Origin of the sequence: Iodobacter sp. (assembly GCF_025352645.1) — a bacterium.
Classification (GTDB): Bacteria; Pseudomonadota; Gammaproteobacteria; order Burkholderiales; family Chitinibacteraceae; genus Iodobacter.
Genome location: NZ_JANXSO010000017.1, coordinates 52,586 through 75,598, shown reverse-complemented (window position 1 = coordinate 75,598; position 23,013 = coordinate 52,586). Strand labels below are relative to the sequence as shown.

General features: G+C 49.5%; 24 protein-coding genes and 1 pseudogene. 6 read left to right on the top strand and 19 right to left on the bottom strand.

Annotated elements, in window-relative coordinates:
- Positions 1–19: 19 nt before the first annotated feature.
- The 16 genes from Q0R17_RS02055 to Q0R17_RS01980 form a co-directional block, all read right to left on the bottom strand.
- Positions 20–577: a DUF3261 domain-containing protein gene (locus Q0R17_RS02055; RefSeq protein ID WP_293931692.1), complete on the bottom strand. Its 558-nt coding sequence runs from the start codon at positions 575–577 to the stop codon at positions 20–22.
- A gap of 43 nt (positions 578–620) precedes the next feature.
- Entirely contained in the window at positions 621–1,856 is a 1,236-nt protein-coding gene (locus Q0R17_RS02050) for an NAD(P)/FAD-dependent oxidoreductase (protein WP_293931691.1), read from the bottom strand.
- Between the two features lie 216 nt (positions 1,857–2,072).
- On the bottom strand, positions 2,073–2,342 hold the full coding sequence (locus tag Q0R17_RS02045; RefSeq protein ID WP_293931689.1) for a hypothetical protein: 270 nt from the start codon (positions 2,340–2,342) through the stop codon (positions 2,073–2,075).
- Between the two features lie 3 nt (positions 2,343–2,345).
- A complete protein-coding gene (locus Q0R17_RS02040; protein ID WP_293931687.1) occupies positions 2,346–4,679 on the bottom strand; it encodes an MMPL family transporter in 2,334 nt (777 codons plus the stop codon).
- Positions 4,672–5,280: an outer membrane lipoprotein carrier protein LolA gene (locus tag Q0R17_RS02035; RefSeq protein WP_293931685.1), complete on the bottom strand. Its 609-nt coding sequence runs from the start codon at positions 5,278–5,280 to the stop codon at positions 4,672–4,674. Before Q0R17_RS02035 ends, Q0R17_RS02040 begins: the two co-directional genes overlap by 8 nt.
- Before the next feature lie 115 nt (positions 5,281–5,395).
- A complete protein-coding gene (locus Q0R17_RS02030) occupies positions 5,396–5,704 on the bottom strand; it encodes a hypothetical protein (RefSeq protein WP_293931684.1) in 309 nt (102 codons plus the stop codon).
- A 107-nt stretch (positions 5,705–5,811) separates the two neighbouring features.
- Positions 5,812–6,237, bottom strand: a complete 426-nt coding sequence (locus Q0R17_RS02025; protein ID WP_293931682.1) for a thioesterase family protein — start codon at positions 6,235–6,237, stop codon at positions 5,812–5,814.
- On the bottom strand, positions 6,224–7,774 hold the full coding sequence (gene hutH, locus Q0R17_RS02020; protein WP_293931680.1) for a histidine ammonia-lyase: 1,551 nt from the start codon (positions 7,772–7,774) through the stop codon (positions 6,224–6,226). The genes Q0R17_RS02025 and hutH overlap by 14 nt, the downstream gene beginning before the upstream one ends.
- Positions 7,775–7,848: 74 nt before the next feature.
- On the bottom strand, positions 7,849–8,787 hold the full coding sequence (locus Q0R17_RS02015) for an acyltransferase (RefSeq protein ID WP_293931678.1): 939 nt from the start codon (positions 8,785–8,787) through the stop codon (positions 7,849–7,851).
- Entirely contained in the window at positions 8,784–9,521 is a 738-nt protein-coding gene (locus Q0R17_RS02010; RefSeq protein ID WP_308446350.1) for a glycosyltransferase family 2 protein, read from the bottom strand. The genes Q0R17_RS02015 and Q0R17_RS02010 overlap by 4 nt, the downstream gene beginning before the upstream one ends.
- Positions 9,518–11,215, bottom strand: coding sequence for an AMP-binding protein (locus tag Q0R17_RS02005; protein ID WP_293931676.1), 1,698 nt, complete (start codon positions 11,213–11,215; stop codon positions 9,518–9,520). Before Q0R17_RS02005 ends, Q0R17_RS02010 begins: the two co-directional genes overlap by 4 nt.
- Positions 11,208–11,741, bottom strand: a complete 534-nt coding sequence (locus Q0R17_RS02000; RefSeq protein WP_293931674.1) for a hypothetical protein — start codon at positions 11,739–11,741, stop codon at positions 11,208–11,210. The genes Q0R17_RS02005 and Q0R17_RS02000 overlap by 8 nt, the downstream gene beginning before the upstream one ends.
- A 4-nt stretch (positions 11,742–11,745) precedes the next feature.
- On the bottom strand, positions 11,746–12,003 hold the full coding sequence (locus tag Q0R17_RS01995) for an acyl carrier protein (RefSeq protein ID WP_293931673.1): 258 nt from the start codon (positions 12,001–12,003) through the stop codon (positions 11,746–11,748).
- 47 nt (positions 12,004–12,050) lie between these two features.
- Positions 12,051–12,311, bottom strand: coding sequence for a phosphopantetheine-binding protein (locus Q0R17_RS01990; RefSeq protein WP_293931671.1), 261 nt, complete (start codon positions 12,309–12,311; stop codon positions 12,051–12,053).
- A complete protein-coding gene (locus tag Q0R17_RS01985) occupies positions 12,298–13,080 on the bottom strand; it encodes a 1-acyl-sn-glycerol-3-phosphate acyltransferase (RefSeq protein WP_293931669.1) in 783 nt (260 codons plus the stop codon). The genes Q0R17_RS01990 and Q0R17_RS01985 overlap by 14 nt, the downstream gene beginning before the upstream one ends.
- On the bottom strand, positions 13,073–13,774 hold the full coding sequence (locus Q0R17_RS01980) for a beta-ketoacyl synthase chain length factor (protein ID WP_293931668.1): 702 nt from the start codon (positions 13,772–13,774) through the stop codon (positions 13,073–13,075). Before Q0R17_RS01980 ends, Q0R17_RS01985 begins: the two co-directional genes overlap by 8 nt.
- 348 nt (positions 13,775–14,122) lie before the next feature.
- On the opposite strand from Q0R17_RS01980, the gene ribBA reads away from it, so the two are divergent.
- The 5 genes from ribBA to Q0R17_RS01955 all read left to right on the top strand — a co-directional run bounded on the left by ribBA (position 14,123) and on the right by Q0R17_RS01955 (position 17,858).
- The gene (gene ribBA / locus Q0R17_RS01975) at positions 14,123–15,229 is read left to right on the top strand and encodes a bifunctional 3,4-dihydroxy-2-butanone-4-phosphate synthase/GTP cyclohydrolase II (protein ID WP_293931666.1); all 1,107 of its coding nucleotides are present in this window, start codon (positions 14,123–14,125) and stop codon (positions 15,227–15,229) included.
- Positions 15,229–15,702 carry a 6,7-dimethyl-8-ribityllumazine synthase gene (gene ribH / locus Q0R17_RS01970; protein ID WP_293931664.1) on the top strand — a complete coding sequence of 158 codons (474 nt, stop codon included), beginning with the start codon at positions 15,229–15,231 and terminating at the stop codon, positions 15,700–15,702. Before ribBA ends, ribH begins: the two co-directional genes overlap by 1 nt.
- On the top strand, positions 15,699–16,208 hold the full coding sequence (gene nusB / locus Q0R17_RS01965) for a transcription antitermination factor NusB (RefSeq protein ID WP_293931663.1): 510 nt from the start codon (positions 15,699–15,701) through the stop codon (positions 16,206–16,208). The genes ribH and nusB overlap by 4 nt, the downstream gene beginning before the upstream one ends.
- 122 nt (positions 16,209–16,330) lie before the next feature.
- A complete protein-coding gene (gene thiL / locus Q0R17_RS01960) occupies positions 16,331–17,281 on the top strand; it encodes a thiamine-phosphate kinase (RefSeq protein ID WP_293931661.1) in 951 nt (316 codons plus the stop codon).
- 67 nt (positions 17,282–17,348) lie between these two features.
- Complete coding sequence (locus Q0R17_RS01955) at positions 17,349–17,858, top strand: phosphatidylglycerophosphatase A (protein ID WP_293931660.1); 510 nt, start codon at positions 17,349–17,351, stop codon at positions 17,856–17,858.
- Positions 17,859–17,872: 14 nt separating this feature from the next.
- Here the strand turns inward: Q0R17_RS01955 and Q0R17_RS01950 are convergent, their stop codons facing one another.
- From Q0R17_RS01950 to Q0R17_RS01940, 3 genes and pseudogenes are all read right to left on the bottom strand, one after another.
- Entirely contained in the window at positions 17,873–18,550 is a 678-nt protein-coding gene (locus Q0R17_RS01950; RefSeq protein ID WP_293931659.1) for a PEP-CTERM sorting domain-containing protein, read from the bottom strand.
- A 959-nt stretch (positions 18,551–19,509) separates the two neighbouring features.
- Positions 19,510–20,928: pseudogene (aspA, locus tag Q0R17_RS01945) on the bottom strand (aspartate ammonia-lyase).
- Between the two features lie 203 nt (positions 20,929–21,131).
- The gene (locus Q0R17_RS01940) at positions 21,132–21,875 is read right to left on the bottom strand and encodes a 5'-methylthioadenosine/adenosylhomocysteine nucleosidase (protein WP_293931658.1); all 744 of its coding nucleotides are present in this window, start codon (positions 21,873–21,875) and stop codon (positions 21,132–21,134) included.
- A 230-nt stretch (positions 21,876–22,105) separates the two neighbouring features.
- Here Q0R17_RS01940 and Q0R17_RS01935 point away from each other — a divergent pair, with 230 nt between their 5' ends.
- Positions 22,106–23,011: a glycerophosphodiester phosphodiesterase family protein gene (locus Q0R17_RS01935; protein WP_293931656.1), complete on the top strand. Its 906-nt coding sequence runs from the start codon at positions 22,106–22,108 to the stop codon at positions 23,009–23,011.
- Positions 23,012–23,013: the final 2 nt, after the last annotated feature.

The window sequence follows — 23,013 nt, the reverse complement described above, 5'->3', positions numbered from 1 at the left end:
CTTTAAAGGCGATGGCAGCTTATGGCGCTGTTTCTTTTGAATCAATCACTAAGCGGTAATGTTCTGCTGTGTTGTGTAAGTCGGCTAGCCCTGCCCAGCGCGGTTTTGCTGCGTAAGTAATGCGGATCATGGCTTGATCACCAAGGCTTAAAGTACGGCTGTTATCGTCGTCGTCTAAGCGCCACTCTGGCGGCAAAGCCGCTTGAATGGCTGTTGCTGGCCAGTACACCAGCTGTACATCGCGCAAGATGCGCTGCTCATCAACGGCGGCAGGCAGCAAGGGATGGCGTTTACTTTGCAGTATTTTCCCATCCCATTGCAGCGTTAAAACCCGTTGCCCTAGCGCAAAGCCCGCTAACTGGAGCTGATCGGCATCGATTTCCAGTAGTGCATCCAGCGTTTTACTGCTTTGTGCTTCAGTGGCAGGTAGCGGCATCACCGTCAGCCTTTGGCTAAGGCTTACTGATCCAGCAAAGGCAGCAGGCGTTAATCGCAGCGCGGGTAGGCTAATACGCTCAGCCTTATCGCTGCAAGCGCTTAGTAAGCCCAGCAAAAGGGCGGTGATCAAATATTTCACGCGTTTATTCCTGACAGGTGATTTAGCCGCATGATCTGCGCGCTTATTTTGCTGAAGTAGGCGCAGCGCATAATTGCTCCAGCGTTTTTAAGCGCCGTGGTTGAGCTACATAAGGATTGCTGGTATCCCATGCATAGCCTGCCAAAATGGCCGAAATCATCTGGCGTACATCGTTTGATTGCTCTTCATAGAAAATCACATCCTGGAACCCACCCGCATACCAGCTTTCAACAAAAGCTCTGAAGGTATCCACACCCGCTTTCAGTGGTTGGGCGTAGTCGGCTTGCCAATCTACTGTTTCCCCCGCAAATTCGCGCTCAATAGCGGCAGCGGCAAGTGCCGCAGATTTTACCGCGATGGTCACTCCGCTAGAGAAAACGGGGTCTAGAAACTCGCCCGCATTGCCAAGCAAAGCAAAGCCCTTGCCATGTAAGCTGCTGACATTCGCGGCATAGCCGATTAACTGGCGGGCAGGGGTATCCCAGACGGCGTTTTTTAGCACGGCAGATAGCGTTGGCACTTCGGCAATAATGGCCTGTAAGCGCTCGGTTTCATTGCCGCGGTACTTTTCTAGAAATTCTGGCCGTGCAACCACGCCTTGCGAGCAGCGGCCATTAGAAAACGGGATGGTCCAGAACCAAACATCATGGTGCTCTGGGTGAACGCTAACTAGAATCTTATTGCGGTCAAAGTCGCCTGAAATATGGTCTTCAATATGGGTAAAATAAGCGCCGCGCACTGGGAAATCGGAAGGCGTTTCTAGCTGTAGCAAACGTGGCAAGATGCGGCCAAAGCCGCTGGCATCCAGTAAAAAACGCGCGCTGATTTGGTAGCTTTCGGTAGCAGATTGCACGGTGACCAAGGGCTGTTTGCCGCTTAGATCAACTGCAGTGACTTGCTCTTGATAGCGGATGACAGCGCCGGCTTTTGTGGCTGCCTTGGCTAAAACGTGGTCAAAATGGCCGCGCTGTACTTGGTAAGTAGTGCCCCAACCAGCAGAAAACTTATCGCGAAAATCAAACGCAGTGCGTTGCTCGCCGCGCACAAAAGCCGCGCCATTTTTGTACTGAAAGCCTGCTTCAATCACATCTTGCAAAAAGCCTGCCGCTTCAATGTATTCCATGCTTTGTGGCAAAAGACTTTCGCCAATTGAAAAGCGTGGAAAGGTTTCTTTCTCAATAATTAAAACTTGGCGGCCCTGCTTGCGTAATAAACCCGCCGCCACCGAGCCAGATGGCCCTGCGCCCATAATCAGTATTTCTGTGTGCTCTAAACGCATTTTCTTTCTCTCTGTATTTTGATTTTTTTTATGAGGTGGCCTCGAAAAACCTATATTTCAAAATAAGACAAGGCGCATTTTAAAAAAACCGATGCTGCATATGTTTGATATGTAAGGAGATTTTTTTTAAAACGCAACGCAGTATTATGACGAAAGATGGGTTTTTCTAGGTTCCCTATGGTGAATCTGTCGTGCTTGCTACTGTGGAGCGTGGTGTCAATGAATAAATTGCCCTGCGCGCAATATGCCAATAAGGCCCACAATAATCCAGAAGCCATTGAGCAGGGTGTAAGCAGAATCGCGTTTGATGGCCGAGCACCATGCCAGCATAATGGCGTCGATGGTGTTTAGGCTCCAAACAAACATAAATGGGCTTTGCGGCCCCAGCCAGCTGACGAGGCTAAAGCTAAAAATACGCATTAACACGCCGACCATTTCGATGGTGCGCAGGTGTTTAAATACAAATTGATTAAGTATATTGATCATGATTTAACGGTCTTGAATGAAGGAGGTAAGGGGCATAAATGCAGGAGTGAGTAACCAAGAAAGGCCAATGCCAAACAGCATAGTCAGCCCAAAAGCGTGTAAAGCAGGCGTTGCAGAAAGCGCCAGCAGGCCAAAGGCAAGCAGGGTAGAGATGGCCGCTAGCGTGACGGATAAAAACGGCCTAGTTGCGTGGGGCTCGGGGTTTTCTAATAGAAAAATCCCATAATCCACGCCCATGCCCAAAATCAGCAGCAGTGCCAAAATATTAAATAGCTGTAAGGGCTGGCCAAGCAGCGCCAATATCGCCAAAGTAAGCGCGCTGGCCAGTAAGGTTGGCAGTAGCGCCCGCCAAGCCTTGCGACCAAAGCGCAATGTGAGCGCGGCAAAAACCAGTAGATAGCTTAAAGCAATCACCCAAGCCATTTTGACGCGATAGCGGCCCATTACGTCCGAGACTTCGGCCACTTTATCCACCCAGCGCACACCCGTCAGCTGTGGTGCTAAGGCGGCCAACTCGGTGAGCTGGCTGGCGCTGCTGACGCCACGGATCAGCATCACACTGGCGTAACCGCCCTCAAACTGGCCCAGCCATTGATGGCGTAGCGGTTCTGACACTGCAGCTGCCAGCCAATCGTTTAGGAGTAATGGTGGCGGCGTGTTGTGTGCTGGTTGTAGTGCTTCACCCAGCAAGGCACTGGCTTTGGCCAACACGCCGTCTTTTGCAAAAACAGCACGCTCAGTCAACGCTAGATTGTGGCTTTGCTGCGCGCTGGAGGGCACCCAATCGCTGATGGCTTGATAGCCCGTAATCCGGCCACGCGTAATCATCGGGTCAAGCCTAGCTTTGAGTGCTTCTTCCTGCTGCAACATCGCCTCGATACTTGCACCGCGAATCAAATAAAACTGCGCAGGGCTAGGTAGATCAAGCAGTTTACCGACTTCAATCTGCTGCTTAATCAGTGCCGGTGGTGAGCTTTGCAAGAGGCGGATATCGTCATTGCTGTGCATAGACATACCGCCCGCTAGCAATAAACTACTGACGATCACGGTAAAAATCAGCGTGAGGCGGTTTTTGCCCAGCGTAGGCCAAAGCGCACGGCGTGTGCCTATCCAGAGTGAGAGCTTGGTGTGATCGAGCCGCCCTTTATCAAACAAGGGGAACCACCACATCACGGTGACAAAGGCCGCCAATAAGCCCACGGCTGAGAAAACCGCGATTTGTCGCAAGCCAGGGAAGGGCGTGAGCGCCAGTAGGGCATAGCCAATAACGGTGGTGAGCATGGCAAGCCACATCACCGGCGCTTGCTCTTTTAGCATGGCCCAGCGCTCGCTGGCGGCGCGGCCCTGACGGCTGCTGAAGTAATTGCTGCCGTAGTTTTCCGCCACGCCAACGAGGCTGGCTCCAAACACCAGCGTAATAAGATGTAAGCGGCCAAAAACTAGGCTACAGACCGAAATAGCGGCCAGCAAACCCACGGCAATCGATAGCGTCACCAATATGCGCGGGCGAATGGCGCTGAAGGCAAACACGGTGAGCAGCACAATGCCGAGCATCGAGCCTATGCCTATGGTGTGGATTTCCTGCTCGGCTTGTGTGGCCGCCGCCGCTGCGTGTAAGGGAATGCCAACAGTTAGGATGCTCACCTTGCCCGCTTGGCTGAGTGCGGCGGCTTTGGCCGCATCCAGTGCCGGTATTAGCGCTTGCTGCGCTTTAATCGAAAAAGCCGAGCCGCTTTGCTGCAGAGTGAGCAAGACATAATGCTGCTCACCAACGCTGATGCTTAAGCGCCCATCTCTGACGCGTACCTTGCTTTGCGCGGCGCGCTCGCCCAGCCAGCCCCCTAGTAGATTAAGCGGATCATCGCGCCACTCGCCCAGCCGTGGCATACCCATTCCAGGCTGATACAGCATTGCAACGGCCTTTTGGGCCAATTGATCGCTGCTCTGGCTTTGCAATAGCTGCTGTTGTGCGCTACTCAGTAACTGCTTGCGGTAAGGAATAAAAAAACTCAGCCATTCGGCTTCATCCCCCATGCGGTAGCGCAAGGTTAGCGGCAATTTGCTGTTTACTAGGGCTTTAGCGTAAGCGTCGCCGGCTTTTTTGGCGTTTTCCCAATCTGCTCCGCCAGCCAGCACCACTACGCGGTTTGCCGCCGCATCGGCCAGTTGGCGCGTGGCGTTTTGCACCGTAGGATCGCGTTCATCCTGTGGCAGCATGGCGAGAATATCGGTATCTAGCTGTAAATGCCCAGACCAGAGATAAATATTGTGGCCGATAAAGGCGAGCACGATCAGTAGCCAAATTTTGGCCAGCAGTGTGGAGGTTTGGTTACTCAAAGCGGGCCATCTCGTCGCTGCTTAGTTTAGCAGGCTCAGTGTTTTGCGCAGTAAAGCGGATGGTTGTTTGATCGCCGCTGGCTTCGTCAAGATCAATTTGGCGTACAAATTGATCGCCGGATAAGGCAATTTTGCGCATGATTTTGCCTAATGCGGCCTGCTTGGGTGTAAGCAAAAGCTGCCACGATTTGCCATTCACGCTGCCTTCAATCTTAAATAGCTCACCCAAGCTGCTGACATCGCCATTGAGCAGTGAAAACAGCAGACCATTAATCATTCTGACTGATGGCTCCTTGCTGGCACTGAGGCGAAAGGCCACTTCGCCATCATCCTGTTTTGCCACGATTTCATCGCGGCTTAGCCTAAGCGTGCCAGCAAAGGGCGTTTTAGTGCGCCAGAGCACGCCCTTATCCCGTGCAACAATAAAATCACCACGGGAAATGAGTGGCTTTTTAAACCCTATCACCTGTTTGTTTTGCTCAAAATAACCGCGCAATACGGCGGGCTGCGTGAGCCGCTCTTTGACGCTGGCGGCTAAATCTGTGGCCTGAACGCTCAGGGTTAGTGCGGCGAAGAATAATCCCATCAAGATGGTTTTCATTGTTTTGTTAGATCTTTTGTAATGACCAATGTTGCTGAGCTGAACCAAGAGGGTGCGCCGTTGTTTTTGGAGCTTCCTTTATGGTGAGTTGTCCTTAATAAACAGTATGGACCGTTTATTTTGATGATTTGACCTCGCATTTAAATTTAAGAATTACGCCGAATTCAGGGGCTTCTTTGATTTTTTTTTCGAGGACAACAGGTGTTTTTCCTTGGTTTTGGCACTGTGTAGTCGCTGAGGCGAGTACGATTTTTTCTGATTTAATGTTGTTGTCACGATGATTCGCGCTGGATTCGTAAGTGTCGTCAATAAGTGGTGTGACAATAGCTAATTGACTTAATTTTCGGTTGGTTTTTGTTTCTCTGGATGCGCAGCCACTTAAAGTGATAGAAGATAAAATAAGAGCGATTACAAGATACTGCATTGAAAAGACCTTTTAAAATTTAGATGAATCAATTATTTCTAATTGTTTTTATATCAAGTGGATGGGGGAGTTTCTTGCATAAAATAGTGAGTGAGTTTTTTCTGCTTTCATTGCGGCTCCTCCACCCCAAGCCGCTGCCATAAAATAGCTGGGCAGACGTATTGCATTTCGCCGCTCTCTATATCCACCGCCACCTGAATGGTGTGTGCTTGGTTGATTTTATGGCCGCTCACGGCATCACGGATCAGATAGTTGATTTTTAAGCGCGATTCCCACTCGGTGATTTCGGCGTGCACTATCAATTGCTGGCCAAAGGTGGCAGGTTTGATGTATTTCAAGCGCATATCAACAATTGGCCAAGCATAGCCGGACGCTTTCATTTGCGGGTAATCGTAATTAAACTTGGCCAATAGGGCGCAGCGGGCAATTTCTAGGTATTTGGCGTAATTGCCATGCCAGACGATATTCATCGGGTCTAAATCATGAAAAGCTGGTGAGAGCTGAATTTCAATGCTGAGATTATTGCTCGTCATACAGCACCCATGCTTGTTCACGAATATTGCTGATCAGCGTCTGCAGCTCTTTATCTAGGGCGCGGTCTTCCACAATCAGTGGGATACGGTCTTCTAAATCGGCCTGCATGGTGGCCAGTGCTTCTGGCAGATGCAAGCTTGGATCGATGCGGCGGCGCAGTGCGATTCCCTGACGTGCAGCAATCAACATGGCGGCAACTACTTGCTCGGTTAGCTCCAATACGCGTAAGGCATCGCGGGCGGCGATGGTGCCCATGCTGACTTTGTCTTGATTATGGCATTCGGTCGAGCGGCTAAACACCGAGGCGGGCATGGTTTGCTTCAGTGCTTCGGCCGTCCATGCCGATACACTGATTTGTAGCGCTTTTAAGCCATGATTAATGGCCGCACGCGGGCCGGTGCAGCCGGATAAATTGGACGGCAGGCCGTGATTAAAGCGGGTGTCTACCAAAAGCGCCAACTGGCGATCTAGTAAATCAGCCAGATTGGCCACGGTGTTTTTCAGGCTGTCCATCGCAAAAGCAATATGCCCGCCATAGAAATGCCCACCATGCAGCACCCGCTCGTTGGTCGCATCAATAATCGGGTTGTCGTTAGCGCTGTTGAGCTCGTTTTCGATCAGGGTTCTAAAAAACGGCAATGCGTCTTCTAGTACGCCAATCACATGCGGCGCGCAGCGCAGGGAATAGCGGTCTTGCAAGCGCTCGTCGTTACGGCTGGGCTTTGGGCTGGCCAAATCACTGCGGATACGCGCGGCCACCGCTTGCTGGCCCGCATGTGGCTTAACGGCAAATAGGGTTTCATCAAAATGATGCGCATTGCCCGCACTCGCCACCACATTCATGGCGGTGAGTCTGGCGGATAATTTGCATAAATAATTGGCACGCTGCCACGCGAGGCAAGCCAGTGCGGTCATCACCGCCGTGCCATTCATCATGGCGAGGCCTTCTTTTGGGCGCAGGCGTAGTGGTTGGATATTGAGTTCAGTAAATACATCGCTGGCATCGCGGCGCTCGCCACGGTACATCACCTCACGTTCACCACAAAGCACGGCGGCCACGTAAGAGAGAGGGGTTAAATCACCACTAGCCCCTACCGAGCCTTCCGCAGGAATCAGCGGCAGAATGTCGTGATTAAGTAAGGCCTCAAGCTGATCTAAGAGCGCAATGCTAACGCCTGACATCCCTTGCGATAAAGAGCTTAGCCGAGTTGCGATCACGGCGCGGGTTTCTTCAGGGGTCAGAAAACGCCCAGCGCCGCAGCCGTGGTAGGTGTAAAGATGATGCGGTAGTTCTGCGATTAGCTCAGGCGGAATGGTGACGGTGCAAGAATCACCATAGCCGGTGGTCACGCCATAAATAACGCCATCATCCTTGAGTAGACGGTCTAAAAAATCCGCGCCCTTTTGAATACGGCCACGAAAATCAGGGTTGGCAGAGAGCGCTGCAGATGATTTTTTCTGTGAAATTGCGACGATATCTTCGATGCTTAAGCGGCTGCCGTCAAAGCAGATCGCCGGGGTATGAGTTGTTGGCATGGATTGGGTTCCGGAAGTCTGAAAAGTGGAGCCAGTGCTTGGCAGGGCAAATATAGTCTTGGTGCGTTGCTGTATCATTGGCTGGCATGGCTTTGGTCCCAAAAGGCAAAGAAATTGAACCAGTCATAGGGCGAGCGTTTCAGCAAGATGGTGAGCGCATCGGCGTATTGCTGCGCGTAGCCAGCCATGGCGATAGCTCGCTGGCCGCGTGGTAAAACGACCTTATCAGCGAGGGTTTCAAAATGAATACGGTAGCCACGCCCTTCATGGATGCAGCCCAGTAAATAGAGTGGGCATTTGAGCAAGTTGGCCAAAATATAGGGCCCAACTGGGAACGGGGCGCTATGGCCTAAAAAATCAGCTTGTACGGTTTGGCTGGCAAATACAGGAATACGGTCGCCCGCAATCACGATGTATTCCCCAGCGGCAATTTTGCTTTGCAGTAGCACGGCGGTGGCGGGGCCCACTTCGGTGACTTCAATGAGTTGTAAGTCGTTATCTGGGTTAAGCCGCTTAAGTAATTGATTGAATTGTACGGCGTGACGGGTATGCACCAGAATATTGAGGCGGATTTTGCTCCGCTGCGCCGCCATAGCACGGCATAGCTCTAAGCAGCCAAGGTGGGCGGTGACAATAATGCCGCCTAGCCCCTGCTCGGCTACAGCGTAAAAAGCTTCGCGGCCTTCGGTTTTGATTTGATCAAAGCGATATTTGCCTGATGCAGCGAGCAGCTTATCCAGCATGGTTTCGGCAAATAGCGCGAGGTGTTTTAGGCTGTCTCGTATTGATGGCGTATGGCCGAGCGCGCCTGTGGCGGCTTCAAGCCGCTGCAGATATTGCATAGAGGCATAACGTAGGCTGGGTCTAGTTAGCCATTGCAGGGTAACAACAGGGTAAATACACAGCCGAAATGGCCAGCGGCCAGCTAAGCGATGCACATGAAATAGCAGCCAGATGCCGGTAATAAAGGTATTTTCGCCGATGTCTGCCCAGTGTTGGTTCTGCTTATTCATGCAGCAATTTTCCGCCAGATCAGCAAAGGTGAGCGCAGCAGCATTCCGGCAAAAAGCTGGGCATGCATACGAGAGATCAGCAGATTGTCTTTCAGAACTTTAAAGTGTGATATCCCATCACTAGGGTAGCTGACACGGGTCGGTTGGTTGATGACAGGCATGCCGCGCCAGTGCAGCCGCACTGCCACTTCGATATCAAAATCCATGCGTTTGCCAATGTTGGTGCTATCAAAAAGCGCAATAGTTGGGGCCAGCGGATAAACGCGAAAACCGCACATGGAGTCTTTAATTGCCAGCGATAGGGTGTTGATCCACACCCAAATATGAGTGGCATAACGGCCATAGAGACGGGCTTTGGGCACACTTTCATCGTAAACAGGACAGCCGCAGATTAAGGCCGGCTGGTTTTGCTGAGCCAGTACTACAAATTTAGGGATGTCGGCGGTATTGTGCTGACCATCAGCATCAATCTGTAAAACATGGCTATAGCCTAGGGCAGAGGCGCTGCGAAACCCTGCAATCATTGCCCCGCCTTTCCCTTGGTTTTTTGCTAGCCGAATCAGTGTAATGCCTGTTGCTTCTAGCTGATCCAGTACTGCTGCACAGTTAGCGTCGCTGCCATCATCAACTAAAATACAGTGCAGTCCATGGCGTTGTACGGATGCCACTACTGCGCCTATCGCTGCACCATGGTTATATACGGGGATAACCACACAGATCTTGATGAGGCTCATGGATGTGCTCCCAGCACGATTTTGCCGCTGGCGTGAGGGCCTGCAGTAGATAGAAATTTAAATGTAAGCACAGATTCGTTAGCTTTAGCTTGTGTGCCAAGCTCCAGCTGTATTCGGCTATCAGGGGTGATGACCTGCTGAAACTTAATTAGCTCTAGCCGTAAAAAAACCGCTGGTAGATCAAATAGCTCGCGCGCTAAACGCAGCGCCCACTCAATTTGTGCCACACCGGGTAAAACCGGTGAGTCAGTAAAATGCCCGTCAAAAAAAGGTGAATCTGCCTTAACATCAATCGCCAGTAAGGCATGATTGCTGCTTAAAGACAGTACGCGTGCCTCTGGGCGGCGTGGGTCAAAGAGCGCTGCAAGTGCGGTTTCGGTGACTTTGCTCTGGCTGTTGGTAGGCAGCGCATGCAAGTATCGAAAGCGCCGTGGCAGGGCGCTGGCTTCTACACAAAGGGCCAAAGTTTTGCGTAGCTGTTGATTCAGTGCGCGTTTGCCTGCGGTATCAAAGAGATGCCAGCCCGCTGTGTTCGGTGTAGCAACAACACCTAGCGTAAGCCTTGCTCCCTTAAGCGCAACGATGCGGGCGTCTTGCAAAAGCCCTGTAGTGAGTAGCGCGTCTTCTATTGCGTTGAGCGACACCCGTTTTTCTTCGATCTTGATAATCCGATCACTACGGCCTATTAGCTCAAACCCTGAATCTGTTAGTGTTACGCGGTCAGAGCAGGCCTGCCATTGATCGTCGCTTAGATGGGCTGAGCGTACTTGTAGTAGCTCATCGCGCACTTTTACGGCCACGCCAGGCAATGTTTGCCATGCCGTTTGCACATCTTGCTGACGAGCCCGCCAAGCAATGCCGCCGGTTTCGGAGCTGCCGTAGACTTCAATGGGGGCTTGCCGTAGTAGGCTGCGGCAGAGGTGCAGTGCCTCGGTGCTTAGTGGCCCGCCAGAAGAAAATAACATGCGTAAATGGCTTGCTGCTTTGCCCCAATTAAGTTGTTCTGGTAAACGCTTTAAGTGCGCAGGGCTGGCAACTAGCACGGCATCTGGGGTGGTGCTCAGCGCGGCAGCTATGTCTTCGGGGAAGGCGAGTCGGTCAGCGGCAAAAGCATATCCGGCAGAAATCGGCCAGAGCACTCGAAATAAAAGGCCGTAAATATGCTGATGCGACACGGTAGCCAGCACCGTGGCACTGTGCCGGCCAAAACAAGCATGGAGAGCCGCCACTTCGCTACTCAGCTGCGATAGTTTTTTAGGGATGGCGCTGGGCTCGCCGCTAGAGCCTGAGGTGTAAACCACCAGTGATATGGCGTTAAGGTCTAGATCGTTCCACTGGTCAATGGCAGCGGCTCTGGGCTGTACTGGCGCGTATTCGCTAGGTAAATCCCCAGCAAAACCATCTACCTCATGACGTAAGCGCTGCAAAGTGGAGGGTAAGGCGTCACCCGGTAGGTAAACACATTTCCCCGCCTGCCAAGCACCCATTAGGGCGGCGGCAAAGGTGGCGCTGTTATTAAAGTACAGGGCAAATTTATGCCCAGAATGCGCTTTAAATGCTTGCCGCCAGCGAGCTGCCTGAATTGAAAACGCGGCAAAATCAAGGTTTTGCTCGGCGGTGTCTGCAACGGCAATAAGATATGAGGAAGGCCGCCCTTGAGAAAGGAGGCGATCAAGAGAAATAAACTCAGCCATGTGCTGCCTTTACTCGCCTGCGAATGAGCCATTCACCCAGAAATAAAATACCCATCAGTAGATAAGCAATTAAGCCGTTGTAAATCGCCCATGCGGCGTCTGACCAGAGTGCGCTCATCAGTGCCGCACTCCCGTTAAAAATAAAAAAACCACACCAGACCTGCGTCACCCTGCGGGTATAGCGCACGCCGCTGGGGGGGAGGTCCGGCTCGCTTAATCTGGCCAGTCGCTCGATGGCACTCGGCGGATAAACCAGTGTTAAGGCAAACACCAGGCATAGCACGGCATTGACCAGTACTGGGTAGAGTTTAAGTGGCAGCGCTTGATTGCTAAAAAAACTGATCGCAGCCAGCACTGCCGCACCTGCAGCGGCAATGAGCCAGACTTTTTCTTTGCTGAGTACGGCGCGTGTTAGTGCGATGGCTAGCAGCAAAAGTGCTAGCCATTTGGGCTCGAAATGCCCCATCCCACGATAAATAAGCAGAGGATAGAGCAGTGTTAGCACCGCTAAAATAACGTTACGCATAGGCTTAAACGGCAGATTTTTCCTGCATCAGCTCATAAAGTGCGTCAACGACATCTTGCAGGGTGCGAACGGCTTTAAAAGCGTCGGGGTGCAGGCGTTTGCCCGCGATAGGTTTGAGTTTGACGATTAAATCAACGGCATCGATGCTGTCGATATCTAGATCTTCGTAAAGGCGGGCTTCTGGCGTGATTTTGCTGATTTCTGTATCAAAAGTTTCTTGCAAAATAGCGCTAAGACGCTCAAACATTTCTTGCTTGGTCATGCTTTATTCCTTGCTACAACTAAATTTAAGCGTGTGCGGTGGTGCGTTTATGCTGGCTGGGCTGCTGAAACAAAAGCCGCTAAGGCTTGAACGCTGGCAAAGTGCGCGCGCGTTTCTGTTGAGTCGGCCGATAGGCTAACGCGGTATTTTTTTTGCAGGGCCAAACCTAGCTCTAAGGCATCGATAGAGTCCAGTCCTAGCCCATCCACAAACAACGGGGCCTTGCTGTCGATATCATCAGGGATGAGGTCTTCAAGATTGAGGGCGGTAATAATCAGTTCTTTAATTTCTTGTTCAAGCACCAGCATGGGCGGGTTTCTCCGGTAAAAAATAGTCGTGCAAATGCTGTGTAAGCTGGCGTGCGGCGAGGGCGGTTTCGCCATTAGCCTGTGCTAAAAACGGCGCAACCGCAATATCGTCACCTACGTCCAAGGTAAAAATCATCTGGCTGGCCGGTACTTTCCACCACGGCAGCCCTCTGGTTAGGCTGAGTGGGGTACAGCGTATTGTTACGGGGGTGATATTGCATTCGCCGCGTAAAGCAATATTGGCAGCGCCTCGTTGTAGCTTCATGCTGCCATCGGTGGCGGTGCGTGTGCCTTCGGGAAAAATAAGCAGATTGTTGCTTGCATGCAGTGACGCTATGCAATCATCCAATAGCTGTGTGCCGGAGTCATTGCAAATATAACCTGTGCCTTTAATCGGGCCACGGGTAAAAGGGTTTTTGGCTAGCCCAGCCTTGACTACGCAGTCGGCATTTTTGATGAGCGAAATCAAAAACACCACGTCAATCAGGGTGGGGTGGTTGGCCAGAATCAGTAAGCCTTGGCGGTTCAGCTTTTCTATGCCGTTGATGCGGTAACGCAAAATTCCCGTGATGCGCATTAATTCAATAAAGAGCTTAAACGCATAATGAACAGTGAGGCGGGCAATACGGGTTTTTTGTGAATTTTGCTGCATGCACAGATTAAGTAGTGGGAAAAAAACCAAACCCAATAGCAATCCACCAGCGCCAAATACGCTGAAGGCTATCGCCGTGGCAAGAATACGCCACCCTCGTTCAAATGACTTAAACATTTTGTTGCCAGACCCAGGTTCGTGCTCCAGCGGTATGCAGGAGGCTGTGCTGTTCTGAAAGTAAAAAATCCAGTACGGCCAAACCGTCAGCTAGATTAGCGGTGGTGCTGGTTGTGGTGTGGCTGCTGAGGCTAAATCCTCTGTCGGCTTTTACTAAACGGCAGGCAAAGGCATGTGCAAAGGTGGGATACGCTGCAAAAACATGGTGCGGCGCAGATAAAGGCTCTTCGTAGTACACCAGTAATACGCTTGCTGCGCCATCAGCCAGTAGGCCGATCGCTTCGGTGAATGCCGCTTCTATGGTTTCCTCTCCAGCGGCAATCGCGGTGTAGCTGGCGGTGTCTTTGCGGGCAATTGAAAACAAAGCAGAAATAGCGTTATGCACCGACATGCTAAAGGCGCTAGGTGACAGCGCGCCGCTTTGGGCTAACAGTTGCAGTTGCTCTACAGACTGAGCCATATCACCGTAGCGGGAGGCAAAAATAACTGGGCAGCCTGTGGCTTGGTCAGCGGCCTGATAGGCAGTATGCAGCGCTGTTTTGCCCAAGCGGCCGGCTCGGCGGCGCAACATGGCAGGCATTTCACTGAGTGAGGGGGCTTCATTACTTAAACCAGCGAGGTTTAACAGACTTGCCTGTGATGTGTTTGCTGCGGGAGCCCATGCGGCCCATTTGGCAATCTGAAATCTAATCATTTTCCAATCGTCTGGCTTATTTGTACGGGGGGGCGAATGGAATGAATTTAAAAACTCGTGAATCCATTGGCTTAGCAAATACGCTAAGGTATTTATGATGAGGTGCCAGAGAGTAGCAGAGCCGTCAGGTGAAAGAAAGAACTTTGCCCGTTTGGCATATTTTCTGATGTATTACTCATCATCGTTTCCAGTTCTTATACATTGGCAAAATGGTGGTCTATCCCCTGCTGATCTGGGACAATGCAGGCTTACTGCCTGCATGACAGACTGTCTGGCCCTAAACTAAGCGCCGTGATGCGCACTGCCGGATTCATTTATTCAGAAGTTAGTGATCTTTAAAGGTATGTTATGAGCGTCAATATCTCCCCGGTCCAGGAAATTATTGAAGAAATGCGCGCCGGGCGCATGGTGGTGTTGGTTGATGAAGAAGATCGCGAAAATGAAGGTGATCTGGTGCTGGCAGCAGACTTTGTTACGCCTGAGGCCATCAATTTTATGGCTAAACATGGCCGTGGGCTGATTTGTCTGACCTTAAATGCCGAGCGCTGTGCCTATCTGGGGCTTGCGCCTATGGTGCGTGCCAATGGCTCCAGCTTTGGCACTAACTTTACGGCGTCCATTGAAGCGGCCGAAGGCGTGACCACGGGGATTTCTGCGCATGATCGCGCTTTAACCATTAAAAAAGCCATTGCCTTTGATGCCAAGCCGAGTGATATCGTGCAGCCTGGTCATGTGTTCCCGATTATGGCGCAGCCTGGCGGGGTGCTGGTCAGGGCAGGGCATACTGAGGCTGGTTGTGATCTGGCCGCTTTGGCAGGGGTAACGCCCGCCAGCGTGATCTGCGAGATCATGAATGACGACGGCACTATGGCCCGTTTGCCCGAACTTTTGGTATTTGCTGAACAGCATCAGCTAAAAATTGGTACTATCGCCGACCTTATTCATTATCGCAGCCGCACAGAGTCCTTAGTCGCGTGCGCAGGTCGCCGCACCATTACCACCTTTGCTGGTGATTTTGAGCTGGCGGTGTACACCGATAAGCTGACGTCTGCCAGCCATTTGGCCTTAATTAAAGGGGTTCCTAGCCCTGAAATTGAAACTTTGGTGCGGGTGCATGAGCCTTTGTCGGTGATTGATTGGATGGATTTAGGCCAGAGCGGCCACTCTTGGGATGTAAAATCGTCGCTAGAGGCGATTGCCAAGGTGGGCTGTGGCGTGATGGTACTGCTGCATCGCAGCGAAGATGGCCGTGATTTATTGGCCCGCGCTTTGCCAGAATTAGGCTTAAATGAAAGCAAGAAGTGGGATTTGCGCACCTATGGTATTGGTGCACAAATGCTAAAAGACTTGGGTGTGGGTAAAATGCGTTTATTGTCGCCGGAGCGCCGCATCCCAAGCATGACGGGTTTTGGCTTAGAAATTACTGGATTTGAATTGTCTCAAGGAAAAAAATAATGAGCATCGCTGCAAATATTCCTTTTATTGCGCCTAATTTGACTGGCAATGGCTTACGTATCGGTATTGTAATGAGCCGGTTTAATACACCGGTCTGCGAAGGTTTACGCGATGCTTGCGTGGCTGAACTTAAAGTACTGGGCGTGGCCGAGCAAGATATGCTGATTACTACGGTGCCTGGCGCTTTGGAAATACCACTGGTTTTGGCTGCGATGGCTGAATCGGATCGTTTTGACGCACTGATTGCGTTGGGTGCAGTGATCCGTGGGGAAACTTATCATTTTGAGCTGGTTGCCAATGAATCTGGCGCTGGTGTAAGCCGTATCGGACTTGATTACGGCATTGTTGTGGCAAACGCCATCTTAACCACTGAAAACGACGAACAAGCTGAAGTGCGTGTGCTTGAAAAAGGCACTGACGCTGCGCGTGTCGCCGTAGAAACAGCGAATTTATTAAAGGCATTACAAGCATGACCTCCGATGTAGCAAAACCAAAATCATCCCGTCGTCTCTCCCGTGAATTTGCCGTGCAAGGTGTTTATCAATGGCTATTGGCCGCAGATACCCCCGGCAATATTGAAGAGTTTTTGTCAAAAAGTGATGTAACTTGGGAAAGCGAAGCGTCCAGTCAAAGCGAAAAAAGTGCGCTTTATAAGCGTGCAGATAAAAACTTATTCCGCTCTATTTTGTTTGGGGTAATTAAAGACATCAAAACATTACAAATTGCACTTTCACCGCACCTTGACCGTCCGATGGATGAAGTCAGCGTGGTTGAGGCTGCTGTTTTGTATGTAGGCGCATTTGAAATTGTGTGCATGCCAGAAACGCCTTACCCTGTGATTATCAATGAAGCAATCGAGCTGGCTAAAACTTTTGGCGGTTTAGATGGGCATAAATTTGTGAATGGCGTGCTAGATAAACTGGCCGAGTCTGTTCGTGCTGATGAAGTAGTGGCTAATCGCGCCAAACGCCGCGCCTAATGCGTCGTTTTATGTGTTGATTGATCGAAAGGCGGGCTTAGCCCGTCTTTTTTTATCTATACGCGATGTGAATGCCTATGAATACCCGCCAAACATCGCTCCTAGAATGGACTTGAAGCGCCTTGAACGAATTCGATCTCATTGCTTATTATTTTAAACGCCCCGCTAAAAATGCCGATTTGGGCGTGGGGGACGATGCGGCGCTGGTTTCTGTTGCAGCTGGCGATCAGTTAGCCATTTCAGCCGATATGCTGGTGGCTGGGCGGCATTTTTTCCAAGATGCAGATCCTGAGCGCCTAGGGCGCAAAGCGCTCGCGGTTAATTTGTCTGATCTAGCTGCGATGGGAGCAGAGCCAAGTTGGTTTACCTTATCGATTGCCATGCCCACTATGGATGCACCATGGTTAGCCGCTTTTAGCCGTGGCTTGCTGGCAATGGCGGATGAATATGATCTCTCCTTAATTGGGGGCGATACAACCTGCGGGCCGTTGACCATTGCCATTCAAATTGCGGGGCATGTGCCACGCGGCCAGGCCTTATTACGCAGTGGTGCGAAGGCGGGGGATGAAGTCTGGGTGTCGGGTTATTTAGGGGCCGCTGCTGCTGCCGTTATGCACCGTACTGGGCGAGCAACGCTGGCTGAGGCGCTTGCTGTGCGGTGTGACTTGCGCTTGGATTTGCCGACGCCACGCATAGCACTTGGGCTGCGTTTGCGCGGCATTGCTTCGGCGGCTTTAGATATCTCAGATGGCTTATTGGCAGATTTACGGCATATTTGTGAGCAATCGGCTTGCGGGGTTGAAGTTTGGCTCGATGCCGTGCCTTTTGCGCCAGATGTGGCTGGCTTGCCGCAGTATTTACAGCAAGAGGCATTTTTGGCGGGGGGGGATGATTATGAGCTCTGCTTTACTGCCGCTGCCGATCAGCACGCGGTTATTGTTGCGCTGGCTGCAGAGCTGGATTTACCCCTTACGCAGGTTGGGATGATTCGCCAGGGTAGTGATGTCACCCTGCTGGATGCCGCAAAACAGCCATTGCCGATTACATTTCATGGCTTTGATCATTTTGCCTAGCCACCTAGCCACCTAGCCACCTAGCCACGTTTTAAGTTGATATTCTTATTAGATTGGGTTGTTTTGTATGCATGATCATCCACAAAAGCTGCTTGTTCACCCTGACTGGCGGTTTTTATTAGCGCATCCTGCGCATTTTATTGCTTTGGGTGTTGGAAGTGGTTTGGCTAAAAAAGCGCCTGGTACTTTTGGTACGTTGGCGGCATTGCCCTTATATGCCTTATTGATACAGTGCGTATCTCCGCTGTCCATTGCTTGGCTCTGCTTGCCTGTCTTCCTAATTGGCTGCTGGGCCAGCGAGATTACAGGCAATATCCTAGGCGTCCACGACTTTGGTGGCATTGTTATTGATGAGATTGTTGCCATGTGGCTGGTGCTACTATTTGTGCCACTTAATCCTCGAGGCTGGCTATTCGCTTTTGCCTTATTTAGATTGTTCGATATTTTTAAACCTTGGCCTATTTGTTGGTTCGATCAACGCGTGCCAGGCGGTATTGGCGTAATGATCGACGATATCCTTGCTGCGGGATACGCCATACTGGTGTTGCTGGCTATTCAATACTTTTACGCTTTGTAATACACATCAAAGCCCTAGCGTATTGATTTAAAGTTTTTACGCTGCCGTGTCATTATGGCGATCAAGCCTAGCCCTAATAGTGCATAGGTTTCAGGTTCTGGTACTGGAGTGGTAAAGGTTGCGGTGTAGTTAAGGTTTGTATTCGAATTAGTCCATGATTGTGAAAGTGATAGCGGGTTTGCACCGTTGGAGTTAATGGAGGCAAATCCGTCGTTTAAGCCGCCGTTGGTGCTGGAGCTTTTCATCCAGATGTTTCCAGCGGGTGATGCTATCCCTGCCGTGCTTAGGTAGGCGATATATTGCTTGCCAGCCGTGAGTGATAAGTTAAGCCCGCTCGCACCTAATGCTTGTGAACCGGCGTTGTAAAGAATATTTGAGCTGGTATAAAGCGCAGGCCCTATCGCTTTTTGACCATCCCATGCGGCGATGGCAAAGCTAATGTTGCCACGGTTACCTTCTGAGGCATAAAAATTAAAATTTTGCAGTGTTTCACCTGTGGCAACAAAGTGCTGACCAAAGCTAGTAGTGGCGCTTGAGCTGCCGCCATCACTACCTAAGCCCGGAACCAGTATAAAGTTGCCTGATGAATCTTGAGCGGCCGTATTTGAGTAGACGGTTGCTTGTGCAATATTGCTTAGGATTAAGGTGCTAAATGCAATCGCAATGTTTTTTGTAATAAAAGTAATAGACATGATTTCTCCAGTAAATATGAACAACTACACTAAATATAATTAAGTGTAGTTTGACATTTATAAATAACGCAAGGATTACAATTTATTAGAATTGCTTAATATTGCGTATCTTTCTGCTAATATTTATTAATTGTTACATCTCTATAAGTGCTTAATGTTTTACTGCTAAACTAATATTGCTTAGCATCAAGTTGCATTTTCCTCCTAAATGCCAGCTCAGTTTTATTTACTTGTGCGTGTAAAAATTCACGTGGTATGCCTTATATTCTTTCTATGCTTGATTTATTTGTTTTTGCTAGAGTGTGGTATGTGTTATTTATTTGATGTTTAGTTGCCTTTTTCGATAAATGTCCGCTTAGTTTGATGCTAGATATCCGTATGAATAAAACGATTGTTTATTTCTTAAAAAAGAAGTGGTATGCGCTAAAATAAAATAATTGTGAGTTAAATCATACTTAGGATGAAGCGGCGTGATGGCTTCTGGCTCGCCGCGAGCCAGTGCTGCTAGGGGCACAAGGTCGCTTGCGCAGTTAATAATAAAAATATAATTTTCTATTGTTAAATTTTCCTAATTAGGCCTCTCACGCAAACAATATCATATATTTCATGTAAGCCAATATACGCTAGGGACAGCTATTTGCTGCGGCTCTATGGCTTATATCTCTTAGCGTTGATACTTTCAGGCAACCGACAAAAAATGAGCCAAAGGGGCTATTTGAATGTATTAATGGGAAGTCTATTAGCTAGGGTTGCGCCTACAAAAAGAGGCTGGCAATCAGCTGAGCCGTGTTGGTGCGCTTTAAAGACGTGATGATTTTGGCGTTAAAAATAGCGCGGGCTATGGCTCACGCTATATGGGCTATTTATCTGGGCTGTGTGGCATAACTTTTTTTAAATAGGTAGAGAAACCGTAGCTTAGTACCAAGCTATATCCATTTTACTAAGTGATACGTAGCTGCTTATAAATAGCATTTACCTAGGTATTGCGGATTAAGTAAATTCTCATTTGAGAAGATATCATTGAGTTGCGCTTGGTTAAGTAGTTTTTTCTCCAAGCAAACCTGCATCACTGTTTGCCCTGTTTGCGCACATATTTTGCCAATTTCATCGCATTTTTCATGGCCTAAAATAGGGTCAAGAAAGGTGACAATGCCAATGCTATTAAGTACATTTTTGCGGCATGTTTCTATATTGGCGGTAATGCCATCAATGCATTTATCTTTTAATCCGAGCATGGCATTTTGTAATAAATGGATAGATTAAAATAGTGATGAGGCAATTACAGGCTCCATTACATTAAGCTGCAATTGTCCTGCTTCTGCCGCCATAGTAATGGTTAAATCATTGCCAATCACTTTAAAGCAAACTTGATTAACCACTTCAGGCATAACTGGGTTCACCTTAGCGGGCATAATGCTGGAGCCTGCCTGTAATTCAGGTAAGTTAATTTCTTTAAGGCCCGCACGTGGGCCAGAAGACAATAGCCGCAAGTCATTGCAAATCATGGAGAGCTTGGTGGCTGTGCGTTTAAGTACGCTAGAAACTATAACATAGGCGCCACAATCCGAAGTGGCTTCAATTAAATCTTCGGAGGACTTAAAAGCATGGCCGGTGACTTCACATAGTTTTTCAACGGCGAGCGGGCCATAGTTATGTGGTGCGTTGATCCCCGTGCCAATAGCGGTGGCACCCAAGTTAACTTCAAGCAGTAAGTTTTTGATTTGCCCAATTAAGCGAACATCTTCGTTGATTAAGGTGGAAAATGCGTGAAACTCTTGTCCTAGCGACATAGGTACGGCATCTTGCAGCTGGGTACGGCCCATTTTTAGCACAGATTTAAATTCAACTGATTTATGCATAAATGCGCTAGAAAGATTTTCCATATGCTGCATTAAAATCAATAGGTGTTCGTATAGTGCCACTCTAAACGCGGTTGGGTAGGCATCATTCGTTGATTGGCATTTGTTAACGTGATCATTAGGGTGAATGGTTTGGTATTCACCTTTAGGGTGGCCCAATAATTCTAGCGCTAAATTGGCAATTACTTCATTGGCATTCATATTGACCGAAGTGCCCGCACCACCTTGAAATACATCGCTTGGGAATTGATCTAAGCAGCGGTTATTTGAAATGATTTCATCGCAGGCATGCACAATAGCTTTGGCTATTTTTGGCTCAATACTGCCGATTTCGCCATTGGCTAAGGCACAGGCTTTTTTTGTTTTTGCGAGTGCTTTAACCATAATTGGATTGTCGCTAATTTTACTTTGCGATATTTGAAAGTTTTCTATGGCGCGTTGGGTGTGGATTCCATAGTAGGCATTAAATGGGACTGCTTTTTCGCCTAATAAATCGTGTTCAATTCTAAACTTTTGCATCAGATATTACCTCCACAAAAAATAATCATATCAGTGGGGTAATTTAGCAAAGTGATATTGCGCAACATTTTAGAGAATGGGTGTTAATGCCAATTGCATTATTTTTGCTGCAAGTATTTAGCATTAAGAATGTTATTAGTTTATTGGATGCGAGGCATGGATATGATGGTCCATTTTCAAAAGAAAATAGACCATCAGTATGCTTAGTGCTGGGCGATGGCCGTGTCTTGGGGTTTTTGCCGCTGATGGCTGTTATCCAGCTCATTCAGTAAGGCAATCACCATTAAGGCCGAGTGATAACCGGCTTTAATCAGATATTGGTCAAAGTCGACGGGTGAATCATTGTTCGCGTTATCGGATAGCGAGCGAATAATCACAAAAGGCAGTGTGTGTTGATGACAAACTTGGGCAATCGCGGCGGCTTCCATTTCGCAAGCGGCCATGGTTGGGAAGTTTTTAAGCATTTGCGCGGTGCGGGTGCTGTCGCAGATAAAGCTGTCGCCGGTGCAGATAAGCCCGTCAATGGCCTTAACCTGACCAAGGCTGGCAACGGCGCGGTGTGCTGCGGCAACCAAGCTTGCATCGGGTGTAAAGGCGGCGGGTTGTTGTGCCATTTGACCAATCTCATAGCCAAAAGCGGTAACGTCTACATCATGGTGGCGCACTTCAGAAGAAATCACAATGTCGCCAATGTCTAAGTGATCGACAAACCCGCCGGCTGAGCCGGTGTTGATCACGGCACTAGGCTGATATTTGGCAATCAATAAAGTGGTGGCGATGCTGGCTGCCACTTTGCCAATGCCAGAACGGGTAACAACCACATGTTGATTAGCAAGGGTGCCGCTATAAAAATCGATGCCAGCCACGGTTTCTTTGCTGCTGTTTTCGAGTGTCTCAATCAGGTGAGCCACTTCCGGCTCCATTGCGCCGATAATTCCAATTGTCATTAGTTTGTATGCCTAGGCGAGTGCCACGAGCGTGTGTGGCAAGGTGGCGGATAATGCCTTAGATAGGGCCGTATGCCAAATAAAATAATCACTTTTTGTCTTTTAATAACAAAGACTTCTTAAATATTATTTTAATGTGCTTATTTTACTGATTTTTAGGGTGCTTACTAGTTTTCATTCTTTTGTCATTTGCTTGTTCTACGCTGATTGATTTGTGCTGAGGAATCGTCATGCATTCTGGATTAGTAAATAAACTGTTAGTGGCGCTGTGCGTGATGACGATGGCAGCGAGTCATGCTGCGCCACTTTTGGTGGCTCATCGTGCTGGGACGGGGGATGCGCCAGAAAATACGCTACTGGCCGTGCAAAGCGCGCTGGCCAATGGTGCTGATATGTTGTGGATTACCGTGCAAATGACGAGTGATGGCGTGCCTGTATTGTATCGGCCTGCGGATGTTTCTGCTTTAACGGAGGGCAAAGGTGCTTTGAATAGCTTTAGCTTTTTGCAATTGGCAGAGTTAAACGCTGGCCATACATTTAGCCGCCTAGATGCCGCCGGGAATAAAGTATTTCCCTATCGCGAGCAGCCAGTGCGTATCCCCACACTGCAAGCGGCCTTACAAGTGATTCCTAAGTTCGTGCCGATTTTGCTGGATATGAAGCAACTGCCCGCCGCGCCCTTGGTGGCGAGCGTAGCCAAGGTGCTGGATGAAGAAAAAGCGTGGGATCGAGTCAGAATTTACTCAACAGAAAAAGAAATTTTAACTTTGTTGGCGGATTATCGCGAGGCGAGGGTGTTTGAATCCAGAGATGCAACTCGGCAGCGCCTCAGTAGCGTGGCATTAAGCGGTAGCTGCGAAACACCGCCTGCAGCAGGGGCATGGGTAGGTATGGAGCTGGAGCGCACGGTAACGGTGGTTGAGAAATTTACTCTGGGCGAGGGGCGTTCAGAAGTGAAAGCTCGTTGGTGGACACCCGCTGCGGTGAGCTGCTTTAAGACCAATCCAGAGGTAAAAATCATCGTGTTTGGCGTGGATTCCTCTGCTGCCTATCAAGCAGCAGAGAAACTAGGCGTGGATCATGTGATGAGCGATTCGCCGATCAAGATGAAAGCCATTCGCGCGGCGGCTAGGTAAAT